The sequence below is a fragment of the Streptomyces endocoffeicus genome (assembly GCF_016741935.1).
Lineage (GTDB): Bacteria > Actinomycetota > Actinomycetes > Streptomycetales > Streptomycetaceae > Streptomyces > Streptomyces endocoffeicus.
On sequence record NZ_JAERRG010000025.1, the window covers coordinates 1 to 20,822 of the forward strand.

13 protein-coding genes, 1 tRNA gene and 4 pseudogenes are annotated in these 20,822 nt (G+C 68.2%); 8 read left to right on the forward strand and 10 right to left on the reverse strand.

The features are described 5' to 3' along the window. Positions 1–134 precede the first annotated feature (134 nt). From JK364_RS40800 to JK364_RS55940, 3 genes are all read left to right on the forward strand, one after another. The gene (locus tag JK364_RS40800) at positions 135–506 is read left to right on the forward strand and encodes a DUF6415 family natural product biosynthesis protein (protein WP_201856492.1); all 372 of its coding nucleotides are present in this window, start codon (positions 135–137) and stop codon (positions 504–506) included. Positions 507–845: 339 nt separating this feature from the next. Further along, complete coding sequence (locus JK364_RS40805; protein WP_201856493.1) at positions 846–1,727, forward strand: site-specific integrase; 882 nt, start codon at positions 846–848, stop codon at positions 1,725–1,727. Positions 1,728–2,483: 756 nt separating this feature from the next. After that, positions 2,484–2,666 (forward strand): DnaB-like helicase N-terminal domain-containing protein, encoded by a 183-nt coding sequence (locus JK364_RS55940; protein ID WP_230993275.1) that lies wholly within the window; start codon positions 2,484–2,486, stop codon positions 2,664–2,666. A 499-nt stretch (positions 2,667–3,165) separates the two neighbouring features. On the opposite strand, the pseudogene JK364_RS40815 reads toward JK364_RS55940, so the two are convergent. From JK364_RS40815 to JK364_RS40845, 7 genes and pseudogenes are all read right to left on the reverse strand, one after another. Further along, a pseudogene (locus JK364_RS40815) lies at positions 3,166–3,612 on the reverse strand (tyrosine-type recombinase/integrase); the annotation flags it as partial. Further along, positions 3,587–3,964, reverse strand: a pseudogene (locus JK364_RS40820) (winged helix-turn-helix domain-containing protein); the annotation flags it as partial. The pseudogenes JK364_RS40820 and JK364_RS40815, both read right to left, overlap by 26 nt. A 168-nt stretch (positions 3,965–4,132) precedes the next feature. Then, a pseudogene (locus tag JK364_RS58205) lies at positions 4,133–5,924 on the reverse strand (IS481 family transposase). A gap of 561 nt (positions 5,925–6,485) precedes the next feature. Continuing rightward, positions 6,486–8,795 carry a hypothetical protein gene (locus JK364_RS40830; RefSeq protein WP_201856494.1) on the reverse strand — a complete coding sequence of 770 codons (2,310 nt, stop codon included), beginning with the start codon at positions 8,793–8,795 and terminating at the stop codon, positions 6,486–6,488. A gap of 124 nt (positions 8,796–8,919) precedes the next feature. Then, positions 8,920–9,612, reverse strand: a complete 693-nt coding sequence (locus JK364_RS40835; protein WP_201856495.1) for a hypothetical protein — start codon at positions 9,610–9,612, stop codon at positions 8,920–8,922. A 657-nt stretch (positions 9,613–10,269) separates the two neighbouring features. Next, positions 10,270–10,560, reverse strand: coding sequence for a hypothetical protein (locus JK364_RS40840; RefSeq protein ID WP_201856602.1), 291 nt, complete (start codon positions 10,558–10,560; stop codon positions 10,270–10,272). A 556-nt stretch (positions 10,561–11,116) separates the two neighbouring features. Beyond that, the gene (locus tag JK364_RS40845) at positions 11,117–11,395 is read right to left on the reverse strand and encodes a hypothetical protein (protein WP_201856496.1); all 279 of its coding nucleotides are present in this window, start codon (positions 11,393–11,395) and stop codon (positions 11,117–11,119) included. Positions 11,396–11,474: 79 nt separating this feature from the next. Between JK364_RS40845 and JK364_RS40850 the strand changes: the two genes are divergently transcribed. Beyond that, positions 11,475–12,236: a GntR family transcriptional regulator gene (locus tag JK364_RS40850; protein WP_201856497.1), complete on the forward strand. Its 762-nt coding sequence runs from the start codon at positions 11,475–11,477 to the stop codon at positions 12,234–12,236. Positions 12,237–12,381: 145 nt separating this feature from the next. Here JK364_RS40850 and JK364_RS40855 read toward each other — a convergent pair. Then, positions 12,382–12,468: transfer RNA gene (locus JK364_RS40855), tRNA-Ser, on the reverse strand. A 39-nt stretch (positions 12,469–12,507) separates the two neighbouring features. Next, a complete protein-coding gene (locus tag JK364_RS40860) occupies positions 12,508–14,127 on the reverse strand; it encodes a S1C family serine protease (RefSeq protein ID WP_201856498.1) in 1,620 nt (539 codons plus the stop codon). A gap of 231 nt (positions 14,128–14,358) precedes the next feature. Between JK364_RS40860 and JK364_RS40865 the strand changes: the two genes are divergently transcribed. From JK364_RS40865 to JK364_RS40875, 3 genes and pseudogenes are all read left to right on the forward strand, one after another. Then, the gene (locus JK364_RS40865; protein ID WP_201856499.1) at positions 14,359–15,192 is read left to right on the forward strand and encodes a glycerophosphodiester phosphodiesterase; all 834 of its coding nucleotides are present in this window, start codon (positions 14,359–14,361) and stop codon (positions 15,190–15,192) included. Between the two features lie 53 nt (positions 15,193–15,245). After that, positions 15,246–15,794: pseudogene (locus tag JK364_RS55955) on the forward strand (ATP-binding protein); the annotation flags it as partial. A gap of 459 nt (positions 15,795–16,253) precedes the next feature. Beyond that, positions 16,254–17,222, forward strand: a complete 969-nt coding sequence (locus JK364_RS40875; protein ID WP_201856500.1) for a DUF5926 family protein — start codon at positions 16,254–16,256, stop codon at positions 17,220–17,222. Positions 17,223–17,752: 530 nt separating this feature from the next. Here the strand turns inward: JK364_RS40875 and JK364_RS40880 are convergent. Beyond that, positions 17,753–18,427 (reverse strand): bifunctional DNA primase/polymerase, encoded by a 675-nt coding sequence (locus tag JK364_RS40880; protein WP_201856501.1) that lies wholly within the window; start codon positions 18,425–18,427, stop codon positions 17,753–17,755. 581 nt (positions 18,428–19,008) lie between these two features. On the opposite strand from JK364_RS40880, the gene JK364_RS40885 reads away from it, so the two are divergent. After that, positions 19,009–20,658, forward strand: a complete 1,650-nt coding sequence (locus JK364_RS40885) for a GAF domain-containing SpoIIE family protein phosphatase (protein WP_201856502.1) — start codon at positions 19,009–19,011, stop codon at positions 20,656–20,658. The last annotated feature ends 164 nt before the right edge of the window (positions 20,659–20,822 follow it).

Below are 20,822 nucleotides of genomic sequence, written 5' to 3' on the forward strand. Positions count from 1 at the left end.
CCCGTGTGACCAGAACAGCCGTGGCCGGGCCCTGACCTGCAAAATCACAGACTTCTGCAACACGCTTTATGGGACGTCCTGTAACCCCACCATGTCTAAGGCCGGACAGACAGCAAACATGCGGGGTGAAGGCCATGAGCGCGGCGGTGCAACGCGCAGACGAGCAGCAAGACGAAGTGGACGTCGAGGAGATCAAGAAGACGATCGTCAACGCCTTAGTGACGCGGACGGTACTGCCGCCGTACGAAGAACTACGCGACCTGCACAAAGCGTTGCTGGGGCACATGCAGACGTTGATGCCACTGGCAGAGAAGCGGATCGACCGTCTGAACCGGGCCACTGTGGCCTGGTACTCGAAGCGCAGCAGGTTGAACACCATCCCGCATGAGGTGAGGCAAGGGCTCGGCTCCGGCTTGCGGTCGGCTGAGTGGCACGTCCGGAGCCTGGGCTACACGTGTCAGTTCCTCCTCAACAACTCCGGACTCGCCCAGGAAGGCGACGGGTGACCTAGAGACCGGGCGGGAGCTGCTGCCCATGGGAAGGACCCGCAGCTCCCGCCCTCCCTGAGCACGGTGACTGCGCGGCGGACAGCACCCCGTTCGCCTCGCGGATGTCACCCACCACGCCCAGGAGCGGCGGACACTGCCCCGTCCGCCGTCAGCGGTCCGGCTCCCCATGCCCGCGCCCAACAGGCGATCCGCGAGGCCGGGAACCGGGCCGCACAGCACAACAACCGCAAACGCAAACGCAAACGCAAAACCGGACTACCCCTCAAAACCCTTGCAGGCCAAGGGGTAGCCCGGTGGGAAGTCCGTGATCAGGACCCCGGTGCCGATGGTACCGGGGTGATTGTCCTGTACTCCTGGGCGTTCGCTTTCCGGCGCGATGACGGCACGCTGAAGCCTCGGAACGAGGTGGAGGAGCCGCCAGCAGAGATCGCAGCGGCGCTCAATTGGATCGCGCGGAAGTCCGTGAAGGTGACCGACCTCGACACACCTTCCGTGCTCCGCACCGCCCTGGAGGCGCTGACGCTCAAGCTGGACGGGAAGCGGGCCGCTGAGAACACCATCCACCGCAAGGAGACCGTGTTCAGCAACGCTCTGCGTTACGCGGTGGAGTGTGGCGCGCTGGTCTCCCTGCCGCTGGGCAAGGTGGACTGGAAAGCCCCGGAGACAGACGACGAGATTGATTTCCGGTTCGTCCCCGGCCCGCGTCTGGCCAAGAGCCTGATTGCAGCCGCTGGCGAGCAGGGTGAGCGGGGTAAGCACCTGCGCGCCTTCTTCGGGTGCTTGTACTACGCAGCCATGCGCCCTGCTGAAGCCACTGACCTACGGGAGTCGGCCTGCAAGCTCCCTGAGGAAGGCTGGGGTGAACGCCGATACCCCCGGTGCTGGTCCGCATGCTGCGGGACCACATCGGCACATACGGCACGGCGGAAGACGGCCGTCTGTTTCGGGCTCACCGGGGCGGTCACGTGCTGTCCAAGGAGTATACGGCGAGCTCTGGCAGGCCGCACGGTTCAGCGTGATGTCACCGGAAGAGTTCAAGACCCCGTTGGCCGAGAGGCCGTATTGCTCGAATCGGGTGTGGCTCCCGCCGAGGTCGCCCGGCGGGCCGGGCACAGCATCGCCGTCCTGTTCCGGTTCTACGCCAAGGCGATCCACGGCAACCAGCAACGCTCGAACCATCAGATTGAGTGGGCGCTTAACGCCGCTGACGAGGAGTAGGCCAATGGCCGCTACAACGGCGCCACCTCTGCTCACGTCGGGCAAGGTGGCGCCTTCGTGGCTGAGAGCAGGCGCGGCCTACCTCCGCAGAAGCTCGTGTATAAGGGTCACCACTGCGGCGGCCGTTCCGAGCGCCGCCCCTACGGCCGGGCGTTCCAAGACCAGGTAGGCCGTGAAGACCCCAACGAGTATGAGCAGAAGAGTGCGCGTGCTGATCTGATCCATTTACATCTCCAAGTAGGTGCCTTGGAGCCAGCGTCAGCGGTAGTCAGCCTCGGTTGACGATGTCTGACAACCCCTTCGTAATCTCTTACAGATCCTGACAGTTCATGACGCTAGGTGACATCATGGGCAAGTCATGTGGGAGAGGCAGCCGGGGGGTAACACATGCCACAGTGGCTTAGGCCAAAACTTCCTGAAGGCCCCCTCCGGGTCTTCAACCGTGAACTACACGCGCTGCACGGCAAAGCGGGATACCCCTCAGCCCGAAAGCTCTACCTGGCCGTGGGGAAAGCCGTCAGCCATACGAACATCCACCACGCCTTCGTGAAGCCCACTCTGCCATCGTGGGGTGTCGTTGAAGTGGTTGTGGAGCAGCTAGCCCAGTTGGCCAGGCCCCGTCTTGTAGCTGACGCTGAGATCAACCGCTTCAAGGATCTGTGGGACCAGGCGCATGCCTCAGTTTCTCCCTCCACAAGATCGGCCAGCGGTCCCAAGCCACAGTCAGCAGGCGCAGGTGAGCCGTCATCCGACACCATGCGTCCAGCCCTCCTGCCCAGTGCCTTCTTCAGCAGGCGAAACGCGCTGATCCACCAGGCGATCGTGGATCTACATAGGGCAGGTAGGCCAGTAGGCGTGCCGCAAGTCGCCGCTGAGCTTCAGCTACGCGGCCAACTCGAATTCTGCGGTGGCGAAGACACTATCTGTTCGAGTGCGTGAAGGTTGCCATCAAGGACGCATACGAGGCGGGCATGAGCATGCCCGAGTTCGCTGTCCTGAACGCGCAGAAGGTCCGCACAGCCGCAGACGCTCGCGCAGAATTTATGGCCTCGCTGTTCGAGCCCGGCTCGGACCCCGACCTCGCGCGAAGGGCAGGGGACCGGGTCACCCAGCTGCCTCCGCACTGGGCGCGCCAACAGCCCGGGAGGGCCCCATCACCCTGACTGCCTGCCCCTGACGTGCCTGATCAGGGGCGCGCTTGAGGGGAGATCTGGTCCACGCCTGGTCCACACACGCTGGTCAACGGTGGGATTCCGGCGGCACAGCGTGAGACGGCAGGCACGCAGAAGGGGTGCCCCCGAGCCAGGGGCACCCCTTCTGACCAGCTAGTTCGCTGACCTCGGCGGAGGCTGAGGGATTTGAACCCTCGGTGACATCGCTGCCACGACGGTTTTCAAGATCTCTCGCCGATCATGCAGGCTGCTCGCTCTGCCGCAGGTCAGAGGGGTGCAGGCGTCCCAGCGGAGCCGTCGCCATCGTCGTCGTGCCCGCTACGTGCCCCAGGCTCATGGTTGTGCCCGCTGAGCCAGGAGTCCGCTGCTTCGGCCACCTGGTCGTCACGTCCGGCGACTGGTCGGGCGTAGTGCCGGGTGGTGACGCTGGCGTTCGAGTGGCCGAGCCGGTGCGCGGCGGTCATGACGCCGTACCGATCGGCGACCCACGTGCCGTGTGAAGCCCGGAGGTCGTGCGGGGTCACGTCGGTCAGCCCGGCCGCCGTCACCGCAGGGTCGAAGTACGCCTTACGCCACTGGTTGTAGCGCAGGGGCTTGCCGCCCGGGGTCGTGAACAGGAGCGCATCATCTCCACCGGGCAGGGTCTCCAGGTGTCGGCCGAGCCGCTTCGCGAGGGACGGGCCGACTCGCAGGAGCCGCTTCTGGTGGGACTTCAACGACATGGTGCTCAAAGCGCTTCACGCCGGGCGGTTCCACGTCAACGAGGCTCAGCTTCACCCAGGGGTTGTCATACAGCGTGCGCTCACCATGGATCTGCCAGGGCTCGAGGTCCGCCGGCGCTTCGGTGGTCACTGACCGATCCGGCACCCGGTAGGAGCTACGGCCGTGCACCTCGACGACACCTTCAGCAAGGAGCTTGGCCAGCACCTGCCGCAGGGCCGTACGGCCGATCTCCAAGTCCTCCGACAGGGTCCGCTCGGACGGGAGCTTGGAACCTGGCGAGTACTTGCCCGTAGCGATCCACTCGCGAATCGTGCGGTAGACCCGCTCCGACTTCGGTCCCATCCGGTGAGCACGCTCCTGCCGTCGTTAGGTGTTCGTTGGGTGTAGCTACACCAGCGTATCCGCGTGCCTACTCACGTGAGTAGGCATCGACCGACCAAGACGATCAACCAGTGTCGGATCCCAGCTGATGCACGACGTTCTGGTCTCACCTGATGCTTGACGGTGGGCCTAGACAACATGGGAAGCTCCGTGGGGCTTGTTTGCTTTCACGTTACGGACCGGGACATCGGTCGTGCGGCGGATGACCCGGATCTGTCCGTCCAGCTCGACGGTGATCGTCGTATCCGACACGTGCACGGTCACGGTCTGGCCCGCGTAGGGGCGGCCGAGTGAGACGGTCTGGCGGCAGACCATGACCGTGCCGACCGCACTGACCCGCCGCTGCACACGAACCGGCTCGACGCGGGGCCGTGGAGCCGGTCCCGCGGGCCGCAGTCCCCTCAGACGCCGCACCTCGTCGGGGTTGAGCGGGTTGGTCCGCACCCGCAGCAGCTCCCGCGAGGACAGGTCGAAGAACGACAGCGTCTCCTCGTCGATCCGGATGCCCACCTGGCGGCCACCGAGGATCTCCGCCGCCAGCACCTGGCGCCCGCCCAGGTTCACCAGCCCGCTGTTGTTCACCACCCGGTCCACCTCGAACGCGGACGCGTCACCGGCCGGAAGCGGGGCCGGACCGGCAGCACGCCCTCCCCGGGCCGCCAGCTGCGCGAGATCCGCCACGGACAGATGCGACCGCACGGTCTTGATCCTCACCCCGACAATCACCAGATGGATCACCGAGGTGTCGGCCCAGACCGTCACCGTCAGGCCTGAGCGGGCCGGACCGAGCCAGAACTGCTTGCCCGCGACCTGGAGATTCCCACTCGCAGGCACCACCCGTTCGAACTCCACCGGCCCGCCCTCATCCACCTGCACCACCTCGGGAAGAGTGGCAGGAACAGGCGACGCCTCTGCCGGTTCAGACACCACAGGAGCCATCCGCTGCTGCGGCACCAGCGCGAGCACTCCAGGGATCTTCAGGCCCAGGACGTTCCGCTCCTGCCCAGCAACCGGAGTGAACCGGTCTCCCGGGCACTGTATGTCCAGGGCCTGATGCGGCCGCATGGAGTTGTATTCCTCCACCCACGCATCCAGCGCCGCCTGAGCTGCCTGGATACTCTCGAATGCGCCGCAGTCGTCGAGGAGTTCACGCCGCAACGTCGATGAAACCGCTCGACCTGCCCGTCGTGGTCGGGGAGGCCGGCTGGGTCAGCCGGTGCGCGATCCCGTTCTCCCGGCAGATCCGGTCGAACAGCACCTCACCACCTTGCCCGAACCGGTCGATGAACTGCTTGCCGTTGTCCGTCAGCACCTCTTCCGGAACCCCGAACCTCTGCAAGGCCCCGGCGAACGCCGCACACACCGCCCTCCCAGTCGCCCGCTCGACCACCGACGCGATCACGCAGAACCGGGAATGGTCATCCACTCCGGTCACGACCTTCGCCTCGGACAACTCCCCGGTCAACGGGTCGACCAGCATCACCCCACCGACGATGTCCATCTGCCACAGCTGCATCGCACGGTCCCGCTGCCAGCGCTTGTAATCCGACCGCTTCCGGCGCCGCACCCCCGGCTCCACCAACCCGTGACGGACCAGGATCCGATACACGGTCATCCGCGACGGCACCGGACTCACCGTCCCGGACCGCTCCAGCACATGCGCGATCCGCCGCGGACCCCACTTCGGATGCTTGCGCCGCAGCTCGCACACAGCCGTCTCCACCTCGGCAGACGCCTGATGCGGACACGACGCCGGCCTACGCGAACGATCAGCCAGACCCGCCAGGCCGGAGGCCTGATACCGGGACTTCCACCCGCTCACCGTCTGCCGCGACACCCCCAGCGAAGCCGCGACCTCGGTCACAGTCGCACCCGCCAGCACCGCCAGAACAGCCCGGTATCTCTGCTCAACAACCGACAACTCCACCAGCGCCAATCCCGGCCTCCCCACACACGCCGCCACGACGCGCACAGAAAAGCCGATCACGGCCACTGTCAACCATCAGCTGGGACCGAACTGTCAAGCATCACCCGGGATCGGACAAGACGATCAACCAGAGCGCGGTAGAACTTTCCCTACTCGATCAAGCACCCGTCGTCGCTCCGCTCCTCCGGGCGGACGCGGGCGGCCGGCGGCGCCCGCGCTCATGTCTCCGCCCCGCTCGGCACCGTCGGCCGCCCGCTCCCGCCCAAGAGGCGGGCACACGGGGCATGAGGTCAGAACACATCGTGGATGGGGCGGTCGGCTCCACGGCTTTAGGCAGCCACCTTGGCGCGAGCCTGGAAGATCATGGCCCCACATCGGGCACTTACGGGCAGGTCCACAAGCCTGCCCGATCCGCGGGCCAGCGTAAGGGGCCATGATCACTCGCGCCAAGGCAGCTCCAGCCCAAAGCCGTTCCGCCGACCTCACGTCACCGGCTGACCACAGCGCTACGCCCCGCTAGCGACGATGGACGGGACAAGAGCTCTGGCCCGGCCCTTACGAGTCTTCGTTGCCGTCATTAGCCTCCTCTTCCAGCGCTGCTTCATCCTCTTGACTCTGCCGCTCCTCAGCAGCCTTGAGCCTTTGGTACAACTCATGCTTTATGTCCTGGGCAACAGCATGCATCGGCTTGAGGTCGTCGAGGGTGAAAAGCGGCGGCCATCCAGTGTGCTCCGATTCGAGCTTGATCAGCTCATCGAGCGCGTGCCGCGCGTCGCCAAGCGACTCCTTGAGCACCCGGCGTTCGTCTGCAGCGCGTTGAGCCAGCGGACGGGGAGCGCTAGACTCCGCGGCAGTCCCGACCTCAGCGGAGGGTCCTTCTTCCGAATTCTCCTCATTCCCGGGTTCATCAGCTGCCGACTGCTGACTGCTGATCGCGGGAGCGGGCGACAGGGGAACCGGCGAACTAGAACGTGCTCTACGCGCCATCTCGCTGTTCGCGCGGGGTTCGTCGGATGCCCATACAACATCCCACTGCGTAAGAGGAATCGGCTTCCCCGCCACATCCCGCGCCACCCGGTCGGATGCCTGGAGATCCACTAGAACGTGGACATAGTCGTTAGACTCGACTGCGGTCCCTTGCTTACGTGTGAGCTGGCGCGTGGTGGCAGAGTTTTGCGGCAACCGCACTGCCTCAAATCGCTGCGCCGCTAGGGCGAGTGTCCACAAGCCCAATTCGTTGTCTGCTTGCGCAAGGCCTCCCACAACATCGTTGACGTCGGCGCGGAATGGAACACCTCCCTTATCCTTGGGCGCCATAAGGGCAGAACCAACGTTCCTCGTTAGCAACTTGTCGGCAATCAGTGCCGTACCACCGGCGACCGCCAGCGTGAACCGCGCGTTTACGTCACCCTGCCGAGCGGGCTCGACCAGCGTGGTGAAGTCAGTTGTGGGAACAGGTTCCCAGACGCTAGCAAGCAGATCCTTGGCGAGAACGCCGCCGTTGGCCCAAGCATTGCGGGCCTGCTTGATCACGTCGCGCTTTGCGCTGCGCCATGGAAGGTCCACAATGGGCGCGAGCAAGCCACCGAATCCCTTTTCGGACATTCGACGCTCACCCTTGATAGCCTTGGACTGTTCCTTGAGTGGCTCATAGAGACCTTGATGTGTCAGGGCATGCACGAGATATACAGCGCGCCACAGATCCGTGCCTGGAATTTCGTTGTTCCCGTACTCCTTCGGCAGGTCTTCCGCAGGAGTGCGCCCGACAGCCAGACCGTACACTACTTGGAGATCGTCTTTATCCCAGCCTCCCAACCCAAGCTGTATGACCCGCTTGAGTGCGCGCGTAGCGACTTCAACATTCTGAGCGAACGAGTCCCATTCTTTGAACTCCAAATGCACAGATGCCAGGATGGAGCGCATCGCGTCATCAAAGAGGTCCTCGGCAGCCAGCGCCGGTCCGCTCATGTGCCTTTGCACCCCAACGGTGACCTGGACAGGCACGGCGCATGTTTGGGCCACCTGAATGGCCCTTACCCCCGGCTGAACGCCGACCCAGTCGTTAGCGAATTCCGTGGCGAGTGTACGGCGCCGAGCTTCCCGACTTGCAGCCATCCGCTGGGTCAGAGGCTTATCCCCTGCCTTCTTCACCGGAACCGTCCCAAGCAGCGCATTCACCGCCGCGGTTGCTGCATCATCCACGCTCATGCCGGGACCCGCCAATACCTTCCAAGCGCTTGCCAAACGCGTGATTCCGTCGCGCACCACGAGGGCGTAGATTGATTCGGTGCCGTCCTCGAAAGCGAATTCGACAGGATGAGCGATCAGCGCCCGCGTCACCTTCCGGCTGAGGATTGAAGGCGTGTAGTTGTTGAGGATCAAGGTACTCTGGATCGTCTGCCACACGTGGCTTTTGAGATCTTCTAGGGTCTTATACGTGTAGCGCAGCAGTGTAGACGGATGCCCACTTTCCGTCACGCCTTCTACCCGCGGGTCAGAGGTCTCCATGACCTCCATGCCCGTGCGTGGCTGAATACCCGGAAACAGCTCCAGCAGCCAGGCCCTGGAGAGAACCGACCGGAGTGTCGCACCTTCGACGTGCTCTTCCTGCAACAGACCGCCGGGTGCATTCTTGGACTGCCGGAGCTGCGCAGCCACGGCCGCAGGGGTGACCATGGCCCGAGCCACCGCGTGCCAAGCGTCTACTGGAAGGGAGGTCATGGGATTAGAGGCTCCCGCGGCAACAACCTCACCGCGATCATCTCCCGTCGATAGCGCCGGCAGGTTCCGCTCAACGTTCGAAACGATGATGGTTTCGCCCTCCCAGTTGACTGAGATGGCAGGAGAGGGTGTGGAGCTGTTCATGACGCCTCCGTTGCTCGCTCGCTGATGTGGGAAGCTAGTAGTTGGCGGTCCTGGTCCGGACGACCGGGCTACCAGGTCCGCATACCGGGCTCCGGCAGTGATGCCGGAGCCCGGACCTCGTTCGTCAGAGCTGAAGCGGGCCTTCGACCTTAGGGATCAGCTCCTGGAGCCATTCCCACATGAACCGCCGATGCGGTTGGCGGACCAGCTGCTGGAAGCCGCTGTAGGCGACCTGGTCCGCAGCCTGAAGCAGCGGGCTGCAGCGAGCCGGTACGAGGTATGGATCGCCGACAACGTGACGGGGCTCGCCGAGACGGCGGTGGGCACGGCGCAGACCCGCCTCGGATCCGTCGCCGTCAAAGATGATGAAAGCTTGACTGCCCGCGGCTGCGTGCGCGGCATTGACCCGTCGCGTCCAAGCCTCATACAAATCCTGCTTGAGCTGCCCGTAGTGAACGCCCGGCTCCCCCATCCGGAAGGCACTGCCGACGGCAACTCCCGGCATGAAGCTGATCGCGGCCAGTGCCCGACGAATGACTTCGCGGTATGGTTGCTTCGCAGAAGTTCCTGGCGGACGGCGGACACCATAAACCGGGCGGCCACGCCCTGCGGCGAGTGACACTGCATGCAGGCTGTCGCCCGGGCGAATGTCGAGGTAAGGGTCGGCGTAAAGCTCCGAAAGAAGTGCTTGCCAATGCCCGAGGGGACCGGCACAGGAACCGATATCGACACGAATCCAGCCGAGTACGGCTATCCGACGAGCGTCGCCGCTGTCATCTACGAAGTAGATGCTCGACTTCAGGGATGCGGTGGTCACGGCGACCAACTCCGTACGGGAGAGCAGTCAGCCATGTTCGGCACACGCCGGGCTGTCTTCCTGATGCCTCGGCAGACCGATGGAACAGGGCGGTGGGCACTCCCCTAGCCACGCGCGACGTCTCGCGACGCCGAGCCGACGCGGTTGTCGTCACGCGGGGGTAAAGACGCCCTTGCGTCGTACCTCACCACTGACAACAGCTCGACCGGCCCGGTACCCCCGGCAGCAGAGCCTCCGGGGCAGCCCCCGGCTCCATACGTCGCAGCACGCCCTCGCACCACGTCCAGGCACAACTGTAAGCACATGCCGAGCACGCTGTCCCATAAATCACCCTGAACTTGCATTACTTGGCAAATTATGCCAGCATCTCCGCCGTCGTCAGGCAGTAAATATGGTGTGTTGCTGTCGACTTGCCCCCGAGCGGAACTGGTGGGCGCTCAACGACGCATGTTCTCTGCCCCGGAGACAGGAGCCAGTCTCCAGCAGGGTCGAAGTAGAAGAGGGAGCTGAGCCAGGGCGAGAGCGCTCAGCCGACCGTGCATCGCCATGAGAAAGCAGGGAGGTCTCGGAACGTATCCGAGGCTCCCTGCTGTACTGCACATGACTGCTAGCCAGAACCCGCGGTGGCAAATCGACCGGGGGTTCCCCTGAGGGTTGCTACTCAGGCGTTACCAGACGGTGCCCGCGGCTGGTCGCCACGCGCAGCACGTCCCGCAGTGCGCCAGCCAACTGCGCCGCGACGAGCCTCAGTTTCTCCAGATCTTCGGTCTCATCGTCGAGTACCTGAACTGACTGCCCGAGCAGTTCGGCCGCCATCCCGAGTTGCTCCGCCTCGATGTGGTCCGCCAAGCGGGACATAAAGCCTTCTCGGTCGTCGGTATCCAGGTAGCACGGCTTGCCCTCCGGCCCCGTCCACGGGAGAAGCCTCAGTTTGCTCTGTGCCGTCATTCCTGCGGCTGCCTCTCGGTGGATCTCGCTCATTGCTTCGCCTCTGCTGGCCGGGCCTGGCCGGAGACCGAGTGACACGGGCAGTCACACGCCTCGTAGATCAACGGCACGTCGACCGGCGCCAGAGCTGGAGAGGACTCAGCGCAAGCGTGGTGTGTGCCGATCCGGCAGGCGGTTGATTGGTAGGGGACAACCGAAGCGTCCGGGCTGTCGGGCTGTCGTTGAGAGGGCATCAGCGGGCCCCCAGGAGAGCCGACCGGGCCTCGGTCGACAGATGGGGAGCGACGACGACCGCCGGGTGCTTTCGTGCGCGCCTTTCCCAGGCCAACACGTACGGGCGGACAAGCGCGGTTTCCTCGCCTGCGAGCGCGTAGCGGTGCCTCGACCAGCCGGAGGCCCACCCAGGACAACCGTCGGGTCGTCGGCGGGCGCAGAGAAGACGGGAGCGACCGGTGGGGGCGGCGTTAAGGGGCGGCGGTGCTTGCCCTTGGGGAAGTGCCGCGCCCTGGTGAGGGAGGCGGCGCGGCGGATACGGTTGAGCACGTTGAATCAGCTCCTATCGCTGATGGCCCGGTCCCCTGACATCGCCCGTCGTGGGGACCGGTTTTTCTACGACCGCCCGGAGAGTGCGGCCGTTCTGGCAGGTGACGAGGAGCCCGAACCGATCGGCCTCGGCCACCGCCGCCAGGACCTCCTTCCATGACTCGGCGGAGAGCGCTTCCGGCACCTCCGCTTCGACCGATGTGAATCGGGCGTGCTCCTCCACGCGCGTGGGGAGCCCGACGGCGGACAGCCGGGCGGCGATGGCCGCCGCGCTAACTCCCGGAACGGGCACAGGGCAGCCTCCGTCAACTGGCGATCACTTTCAGTGAAGCTAGTTAACTAGATTAGAGCTAGTGGACTAGATTTTCCATATGCCTGAGCAGCCGCCTTATCTCCGCGTCGCCGACGAACTCCGGCGGCGGATCGCGGAGCACGTATGGGAGCCGGGGGACCGCCTGCCGTCCCGCGCCCAGATCGGCCAGGAGTGCGGGGTGGGCGAGAACGTGGTCCGCCGGGCGCAGGAGTTGCTGATCTCCCAGGGCGTGCTGGAGGGCCGAGCCGGATCGGGTACCTACGTCGCCGAGCCCCGACAGCGGGTGCGGGTTGTCCGGTCGTCAGCGCGCGAGCAGCCCGAGGGGTCGCCGTTCCGTGCGGACATGAGGGCAGTCGGCAAGCACAGCGACTGGGAGAGCCGGACCGATGCCAAGGTGCCGGCCCCGACGGACATCGCGGCGCGACTCGTTATCGCCGAGGGCGAGTTGTGCGTCCGGACGTCGTACGAGTTCCTGGCCGACAGCAGGCCCGTACAGCTGTCGACGAGTTGGGAGCCGTACGACCTCACCGCCGGCACGCTCGTCGTCCTCCCCGAGGGAGGGCCGCACGCCGGGGCGGGCGTCGTGAATCGCATGGCCGTTATCGGAATCACCGTCAGCCATGCCGTGGAGCAGCCGGAGCCCCGGCAGGCGACCGCCGAGGAGGCGTCGCTTCTCGGCATCCAGAAGGCCGCGCTCGTCACGCACATCCGGCGGACGTACTACAGCGATCAGGGGCGGCCCGTGGAGACGGCGGACATCGTCGTACCCGCCGCTCACTGCGAGATCGTGTACGAGATTCCGATCAATCGGGATCGGTAGTCGGCGGGGGCCTCTGAGCCGGTGTCCTACCGTGCCCCTTCCGTGCCCGATCGGTCGGGGAAACATGGGGAACGGCGGTCTCCGGCGGGTAGCGCGCATGACGACGGCCCCCGACCGTCTTGCCTGGTCAGGGGCCGTAACACTGCGGAGGCTGAGGGATTTGAACCCTCGGTGACATCGCTGCCACGACGGTTTTCAAGACCGTTCCCTTAGGCCGCTCGGGCAAGCCTCCCCGCGCCATTCGTGATGGCGCGGGGATCAGCCTAGCGCGTCAGCTGTCACCCTTGCGCTTGCCCAAGGTGACGTCCACCTTGGACACCTTGCCGCCGCGCTTGTAGGTGAGGGTGACCTTGTCGCCGGGCTGGTGGGTCCAGATCTCGCTGATCAGGGTGGGGCCGCTGTCGATGACCGTGTCGTCGAGCTTGGTGATCACGTCGCCGGACTTGAGGCCGGCCTTGTCGGCCGGGCCGCCGGGGACGATGCCGGGGCTGCCGCCGGTGCCGTTGGAGGCGATGGTGGCGCCACTGGTGGAGTCCTTCATGTTGACCGTGGCCTCGATGACCGGGTAGACGGGCTGGCCCGTCTTGATCAGCTGCTCGGCGACGTTCTTGGCCTGGTTGATCGGGATCGCGAAGCCGAGGCCGATGCTGCCGGACTGCTGGGACTCGCCGAGGCCGCTGCCGTTGCCGGCGGACTGGATGGCGGAGTTGATGCCGATGACGCCGCCGTCCGCGTTGAGCAGCGGGCCGCCGGAGTTGCCCGGGTTGATGGAGGCGTCGGTCTGGAGGGCGCTCATGTATGAGGAGTTGCCGCTGCCGCCGTCGCTGGAGGCGACCGGGCGGTTCTTGGCGCTCACGATGCCGGTGGTGACGGTGCCGGAGAGGCCGAAGGGGGCGCCGATGGCGACGGTGGCGTCGCCCACGGCGACCCGGTCGGAGTTGCCGAGGGGCAGCGGGTCGAGCTTGGCGTCCGCGGCGTTCTTGAGCTTGACCACGGCGACGTCGTAGCCCTGGGCGCGGCCGACGACCTGGGCGGTGTACCGCTTGCCGTTGGAGAAGGTGGCGGTCAGCTTGCCGTTGTCGGCGGCCGAGGCGACGACGTGGTTGTTGGTGAGGATGTGGCCCTGCTTGTCGTAGACGAAGCCGGTGCCGGTGCCGCTCTCGCCGTTGTTGCCCTGGGCCTCGATGGTAACGACGCTGGGCAGGGTCTTGTTGGCGATGCTCGACACCGAGCCGGGCGCGCGGCTCTCCGTCTTGGGGTTGCCGTAGGCGGAGACGGTGGTGGTGTCGCCGCTGTCGCTCTCCCGGTCGGCGGCCCAGAAGCCGATGCCGCCGCCGATGCCGCCCGCGACCAGGACGGCGGCCAGCACGGCGGCGACCAGTCCGCGGGGCTTGCGTTCGAAGGGGCCGGAGGACGGCGGCACGGGAGCGGTCCCCCACGGTCCGCCCGGGCCGCCCTGTCCGTCGCCCTGCCCGCCCTGCCCGTCGCCATAGCCGCCCGGCCCGTCGCCATGGCCGCCGTGCGGTTGCCCGCCTTCCGCCGACCACCATTCGCCGGACTGCCCGCCGTCCGGGCCGGGGCCCGGGGCGCCGGGTGCGCCGCCGCCTGCCCCGTCGCCCGCGCCGGCCGACGCCGAGACGGCCGCGGGAGCGGCCGGTGACGCGGGCGGGGGCGTCGACGGGGGCTGGGCGGGGGGCACCGACGGCGCGGGGCCGGGGGCTCCCGGCGATCCCGCGGCGTCGGGCGTGCCTATGGGCCCGTCCGGCCGCGCGCCCGCGGTGGGCTCGTAGTCCGGCGCGGGCGGCACCGCCTGGTTCGGGTGCGGCGCCGGAGGGGCCGGATGCGGCCCGGGCGCGGGCGGGACGGCAGAGCCCTCGTTCTCGGTGCTCACAGCTCTCTCCTCAGGTGCACGACAGATTTTCCTCGACGGCCTGCGTGTACGTCTTACCGTTACGTCTTACCGTCGTCAGCTTTTCCCACAGCGCGTCAGACCGCCGTAAGGAGCGACAGCCCCGTGGACTACCACCCTTTATCCCGGACAATTCGCCCTACCGCCATTCCGTGCGAACGAACGGAGGGGCTGTGTCCACCGGCTCACACCGGGCGGTGGCACCATAACGCGGTGACCTATGCGCGCCCTGCCCGGGACAGCCGCCCCGGACCGCACATCGTCTCCGTCGTCGCCCACCGCGGGGCCTCCGAGGACGCCCCGGAGCACACCCTGGCCGCCTACCGTAAGGCAATCGAGGACGGTGCCGACGCCCTGGAGTGCGATGTCCGGCTGACCGCCGACGGCCATCTCGTCTGTGTGCACGACCGCCGCATCGACCGCACCTCCAACGGCCGGGGCGCGGTCTCGGCGCTGGAGCTGTCCGATCTGGCGACTCTGGACTTCAGCTCCTGGAAGGGCCGGGCCACCGACAGGGAGGAGCCGGACCGCGACAACCGGGACAGCACTTCCGTCCTCACCCTGGAACGGCTCCTGGGGCTCGTCTCGGACGCCGGACGCCGGATCGAACTGGCGATCGAAACCAAGCATCCCACCCGGTGGGCGGGTCAGGTGGAGGACCGGCTGCTCGGGCTGCTGCGCCGGTTCGGCCTGGACGCGCCGCCGCCCGGCGAACGTTCACCCATCCGTGTGATGAGCTTCTCAGCGCGCTCCCTGCACCGGATCCACAGCGGGGCCCCCGCCATCCCCACCGTCTACCTGATGCAGTTCATACTGCCGCGCCACCGGGACGGGCAGCTGCCGCCCGGGGTGCGGATCGCGGGGCCGAGCATCCGGATCGTACGGAACCACCCCGGCTATGTGGCGCGGCTGCAGCGCGAGGGGCACCGAGTGCACGTCTGGACCGTCGATGAACCGGAGGACGTCGAATTGTGCGTCCGCCTGGGCGTTGACGCCCTGATCACCAATCGCCCCAAACAGGTACTGTCCCAACTCGGACGCTCATAATGGGCATTACAAGGCGTGCACCGGCGCGTTCGGTACGTATTCGATCGTGACGAGTGCGTCACACGATGCCACTTGGCCGGTTTCCGCTCCAGCACCGCGGGGCATTCATCCCGTGGCGTGGGGCTAAGGAGGTCTCGGGGGTGGCTTTGGTGGTGGCACGGCAGGTGCCGACGTCGTCGACCATGGCCGTACCCCATGGTCCTGCGGGCGTCCGCGCGGCAAGACAGCGGATGCGCATCGATTTGGGCAGGACTGGGGTATCGGATTCGGTCATAGACGACGCTGTATTGATCCTTTCAGAACTGCTCAGCAACGCATGGCGACACGGCCGCCCCTGGCGTTCCGACCATGGTGGCGGCACGGTCCGGGCTGCATGGACCGTTGACGAGGACGACCGGCTGACGGTCGAGGTGACGGATGGCGGCGGACCCACAAGGCCACTTCCGGCCAAGCCGTCGGTGACCGCACGGGGCGGCCGCGGGCTGAACATCATCACGTCGCTGGCCGAGGAATGGGGCGTGCGGGACGACATCGGCGAAGTCACCGTATGGGCCCTTCTCCCGCCCGACGACGAATTCGCCCGCCGCGTCACGATTCCCTCGGATCTCTCCCCCGAGCGGAATCCCCACCTGGGTGCGGAACTGCCCTCCGGGCTGCGTCCGGGCCTCGACGCGCATCTCGAGGCCGGTCTCGACGCGAACCTCGGCTCGGAGTTCGGCTCGAACCTCGGCCCCGAGCTCGGCTCAAATCTCGGCTCGAACCTCGGCTCGGAGCTCGACGCCGATCTGGGCCCCGGCCTGGGCTCGAATATCGAGGCGAACATCGACCCCGATTTCGATCGCGAGCTGGACTTCGCCGATCTGGACGAGCTCGCGTAGCCGACGCGGCTCAGGGAGCCGACGCGGTTCGGCCAAAGGGCTAGGCTCGCGCCCGTAAACCAGTCGTACGCGCCGTAAGAGAGCACCGCCGCGGCCGTACGCAGACCGTCACGGGCGTACGTACGCAGACCGTCACGGCGTACGAGCAAGCCCTGAGCCGCACGATCGGGAGACAGCCTCACCATGGCCAAGAAGCGCCGCCCCCAGACGAAGGCCGCAGGCCCACGGGTCGCCAACGGCGAGATCCCTGTGGTGGGCGCGCGGGAGCCCTGCCCGTGCGGCTCGGGCCGTCGCTACAAAGCCTGTCACGGCAGGGAAGCCGCACACGCCGTCACCGAGCTGGTGCAGCGCCCCTTCGAGGGGCTCCCCGGCGAATGCGACTGGGTGGCCCTGCGCGAGCTGGTGCCCGCCGCGACCGTCGAGCTGACCCTCGCCGAGGGGCTGCCCGAGGGGGTTCCGTCGGTCACCCTGGCGACCGTGCTGCCCATGGCGTGGCCCGCGCTGCGCCGCGACAACGGCACCGTGCTGCTCGGCCTGCAGAACGACACGCCCTCCGGCGACATCAGCCGCGACCTGGCCGACACCCTGCGCCGCGCGCTGACCGCCGAGCCGGGCACCCCGGTGGCCGCCGAGCGGGCTCCGGGCGACGGTCCGCGGCTGCAGGATCTGCTCGACCCGAAGGGCACTTTCTCGCCGACCCTGCACGAGGGTTTCGAGTTCTGGCTCGAGGACGCCGCGAACGCGACCGGAGAGGTCGCCGCGTCCCTGGAACGGGCCAACGCGGCCGCGATCCCCACCGCGCGGCTCACCGGCGTGGAGGCGGCCTACTGGTGCGAGACGCCGGAGAAGAACCACCTGCGCTGGGTCATGTCCCACCCCGAGGAGAAGCTGCTGGACGCGCTCGCCCGGCTGCACGCCGCGGGTGCCTCCTCGCTCGGCGAGAACACCCGGCTGGTGGGCTCCTTCCGGGCCCATGGGCTCACGGTGCCGGTGTGGGATCTGCCACGCGGGATGAGCGCCGAGGACACCGAGAAGCCGGCCGTGGACCTCGCCGGACGGCTCGTGGAGGCGCTCGCCTCCGACGCCCCGCTGACGCCCGAGCAGCGGCGCGCCCGGGGCGGTCTCACCAACCGTCAGGTGACGCTGAGCTGACGTCCCCCGGACGGCCGGAGGGCGCCGCGGGGGCACGTGACGCCGCTCACAACTCACTGTTACGCCCTGCAAATCGACGTCCGGAAATCCGCGATCGAATTTGCTATCGGCCGATCTCTTGTTACGGTTCTAAAAGCCCGGTCGCTGGTGCATCCCCCGTCGCCAGCGACCGGGCGCTTCCATGTCCGCGTCCGGACGGCGGCGCGGGACGGTGGGACAGGTACGGACCAACTGCCTCCGGCAGCGCGGGAGTTGCTCCCGGGGCCCGGTGAGGGAGTTGCTCCGGGGCTCGTAAGGGAGTTGCTGCGGGGCCCGGAGTGCACGGCGGGGCCCACGGTGCGCGGCACTGGCACGCGCGGGAAGCCCCTCAGCGCCCTGTGCCCGCGAAAAACGCCGTCCCCGGAGCCAGGACGGGCCCGGAGGCCGGGAAGTCGCCTCCCCGGCCTCCTGGCCCTCACACGCCCGCGAGCGTCGCGCTCAGCGGTCCGCCGCGCTCAGCGGCCCCCGAACCCCCGCACCCGGGGCCCGCCTCAGTAGGCGAGCCGGCTGCCTCCGTCGGGCGCGCTGGTGCTGGCCTCGACCAAAGCGTTCACCACCGTGGCCACCTGGGGCAGCCAGGGCCGCCCGGAGCGGCGCAGCGGCTGCCGCTCCCAGCGCACCCGCCCGGAGCCGGTCTGCGACGGCGGCAGCACCACATAGCCGCCCTCGCCGTGGAACCGCAGCGAGCTGGGCACCCAGTCCTGCTGGCTCAGCAGCTCGCCGAGGTCCTCGAGGGAGTACGGCTCCACCAGCAGCGACCAGCGGGTCGGCGTGGCGACCACCGGGCCGAGCCGTACGCCCGCCCGGTCGAAGACCGCCAGCGCCCGTGCCCCGGCGACCGCGGGCAGGCTCACCGCGCAGGGCGCGTGGCCGCCCGTGGCCAGCAGGAGGGGCGCGGAGGGCCGGTTGCCCCACCACCAGCGCACCATGCGCTCGTCCGTGGTGGCGGCGAGGAGAACAGGGTCGAACGGATGTCCACCCGGAACCGCACATTCCGGGTCGGGGCAGCCGCACACTCGCGGCCGTCCGCCGCCGGACCGGAGTCCGACGCCGGGGACCACGGGCCACTGCCACTCGGTGGCGCAGGTGAGCGCCGCACGCAGCAGCGGCGACCGCGCGCCGCGCCGCAGCGAGAACTTGCGTCGCCTTCCGAGGATCTCGCGCATGAGCGCTCGTTCCTTTCCGTTAACGCCGAGGGCTGTCCGTCGCACTACATCGCACTTCAGATGGCACTTCACTTGGACTTACGTGGCGCTGTCCGGCATCGTTCGGCCCGTCACAGCAGGTGGATCACAAGTCACTGCGCGTACAAGGCAGCGCATCACGCCGCGGGCCGAGCGTGGAACGTGGCGAGGGGTGGCGCGCGCATGGCGCTTGCCGTCCGGTTGGTGCCTTCCTCGCCACTCGGGGATGGGCGCGGCCGTTGTGGTCTATGACGCCTGGACCGGCCGCGGGGTTCCGGGGCGATCCGAACTGCCCCTGCCCCTTCTCCGATGTGTACCCGCCGCGGTGGAGACGACGCGCTGTCGAACGACGTCAGTCGACCTCGAAGGGATAGCCTAACGACTTTTTTTCGGCCAAGTTCAATTCCCCCCAGACACCAACAAGACCACCGGGACAATGCTGGACATCGCATCTGCGCTCCGTGTACATCTGGAGACAGTAGCGGCACAGTAGCGGCGCAGCACGACAGGGGGTTTGCGATGCTATTGAGCGAGCCGGACCCGACGGGTGAAGGCAGCGGGCCATGAACTCGCCCCACGCGCCGAAAGTGGCTGGAATCGATCCTGCCCTCCCCTCGCCCACGCAAACTGCCGACCCCGTCACACCGCCCCTGGCGGCGCCCAACTCCGGTGTCCAGGACCGGCTGGCGGGCTGGGTCTCGGACCTCACCACCCTTCATGAGCTCACCGAGCGGCTGGTCCGGACCGACACCCTCGACGAGGCACTGCGCGAACTGCTGCGCGCGGGCGCGTCCCTGGTCGGCGCCCGGCGCGGACTGGTCGCGCTCGAACCGGCCGACGGGCTCGGCCCGGTGATCACCGTGGGGCTCGGTCTCGGCCACGCCGACCTCGGCCAGATCGAGACCATCCCGCGCGGCTCCGCCTCCGCCGGCCATCTCCTGGACGGGCTGCCCGAGCCGGGCGGCGAGCGGCGCGCCGATGTGACCCACCCCGATATCGCCAGTGAGGCCGACCTCGACCCGCGCCACCGCGAGGTGGCCGCGCGGCTCGGCTTCTCCGCGAGCTACGCCGTGCCGCTGGACCCGTTCCACGCCGCCCCCCGCACCACGCCCGGCCTTTCCGCCATCCCCGCGCCCGCCCCCGGCGCGGACGGGTCCGGTGCCGGCACCGGCACCGGCTCCCCGGCGGGCGCGGGCGACCACCCGGCCCCCGGCGTCCCCGGCGTCCCCGGAACGACGAGCGTCACCGACGCCCCACGCGTCCCCGGCATCGGCCATGTCGGTGAATCGGCCGCCGCGTCTTCGCCCGGCCTTACGGCCGCCATGGGCGCCGACGGCCCCTCCGGGCGGCTCGGCGCGGCCGCCTGGCTCTACGACGAGCCCGCCGAGCCCGCGGAGCGCCAGCGCCATCTCGTGGGCCTGTACTGCCAGTACGCCGCCGCCCACATCGCCCGGCTGATCGAGCTCTCCCGCGCCCGCGCCGCCGTCGCGACCGTCCAGGAGGAGCTGCTGCCCACCCGGCTGCCCCGCGTCCCCGGGGTGCGCCTGGCCGTCCGCCACCACCCCGGCCCGCGCGGCGGCGGGGACTGGTACGACGCGCTGCCGCTGCCGGATGGAGCGCTCGGGCTCTCGGTGGGCGGGGTCTCCGGCTCCGGGCCGAGCGCCGTGGTCGCGATGGGGCGGCTGCGGGCCTCGCTGCGGGCGTACGCGGTGATGGAGGGCGAGGACCCGGTCGCCGTGCTGTCCGACCTGGAGCTGCTGCTGCGGCTCACCGAGCCCGCCCGCTCCGCGACCGCCCTCTTCGCCTACTGCGAGCCCGGGACGCGCAAGGTGGTGCTGGCCGGGGCCGGGCACTGCCCGCCGCTGCTCACCGGGGAGCGGCGCACCGAGTTCGTGGAGACCACCCTGTCCGCGCCGCTGGGGATGCTCTCCTGCTGGGAGGCGCCCAGCGTGGAGGTCACACCGTCCTCCGGAGAGACCCTCCTCTTCTACAGCGACGGGCTGCTCCACCGCACCGGGGAGCCGATGGACCGGGCCTTCACCCGGCTGCACACGGCCGCCGCGAGCGCTCCCAAGGGCGTCCGCGGCGACCCGGACGCCTTCGCCGACCATGTGCTCCGTACGGTGCTCCCCGACGGTCCGGCGGCCTCCGTGGGGCGGCCCTCGGAGGACGGCACCGAGGACCTCGTCCTGCTCGTGGCGCACTTCGACTGACGCGGGGCCCACTTCGACTGACTCGGGGCCCACCTCGGCCGACTCGGGGCCCACCTCGGCCGACGCGGGGCCCACGCCGGACGCGTGGCCCACGCCGAGTGACGCGTGGCCCCCTTACGGGTGCGGCTCGAGCGGGACCACGGCCCCCGCTGGAGCCGTGGTCG

Bases quoted from the DNA above. Each gene is read 5' to 3' on its own strand.
- JK364_RS40800 (WP_201856492.1), top strand. From the start codon at position 135: ATGAGCGCGGCGGTGCAACGCGCAGACGAGCAGCAAGACGAAGTGGAC.
- JK364_RS55940 (WP_230993275.1), top strand. From the start codon at position 2,484: ATGCGTCCAGCCCTCCTGCCCAGTGCCTTCTTCAGCAGGCGAAACGCG.
- JK364_RS40830 (WP_201856494.1), bottom strand. From the start codon at position 8,795: ATGAACAGCTCCACACCCTCTCCTGCCATCTCAGTCAACTGGGAGGGC.
- JK364_RS40840 (WP_201856602.1), bottom strand. From the start codon at position 10,560: ATGACGGCACAGAGCAAACTGAGGCTTCTCCCGTGGACGGGGCCGGAG.
- JK364_RS40850 (WP_201856497.1), top strand. From the start codon at position 11,475: ATGCCTGAGCAGCCGCCTTATCTCCGCGTCGCCGACGAACTCCGGCGG.
- JK364_RS40875 (WP_201856500.1), top strand. From the start codon at position 16,254: ATGGCCAAGAAGCGCCGCCCCCAGACGAAGGCCGCAGGCCCACGGGTC.
- JK364_RS40880 (WP_201856501.1), bottom strand. From the start codon at position 18,427: ATGCGCGAGATCCTCGGAAGGCGACGCAAGTTCTCGCTGCGGCGCGGC.
- JK364_RS40885 (WP_201856502.1), top strand. From the start codon at position 19,009: ATGAACTCGCCCCACGCGCCGAAAGTGGCTGGAATCGATCCTGCCCTC.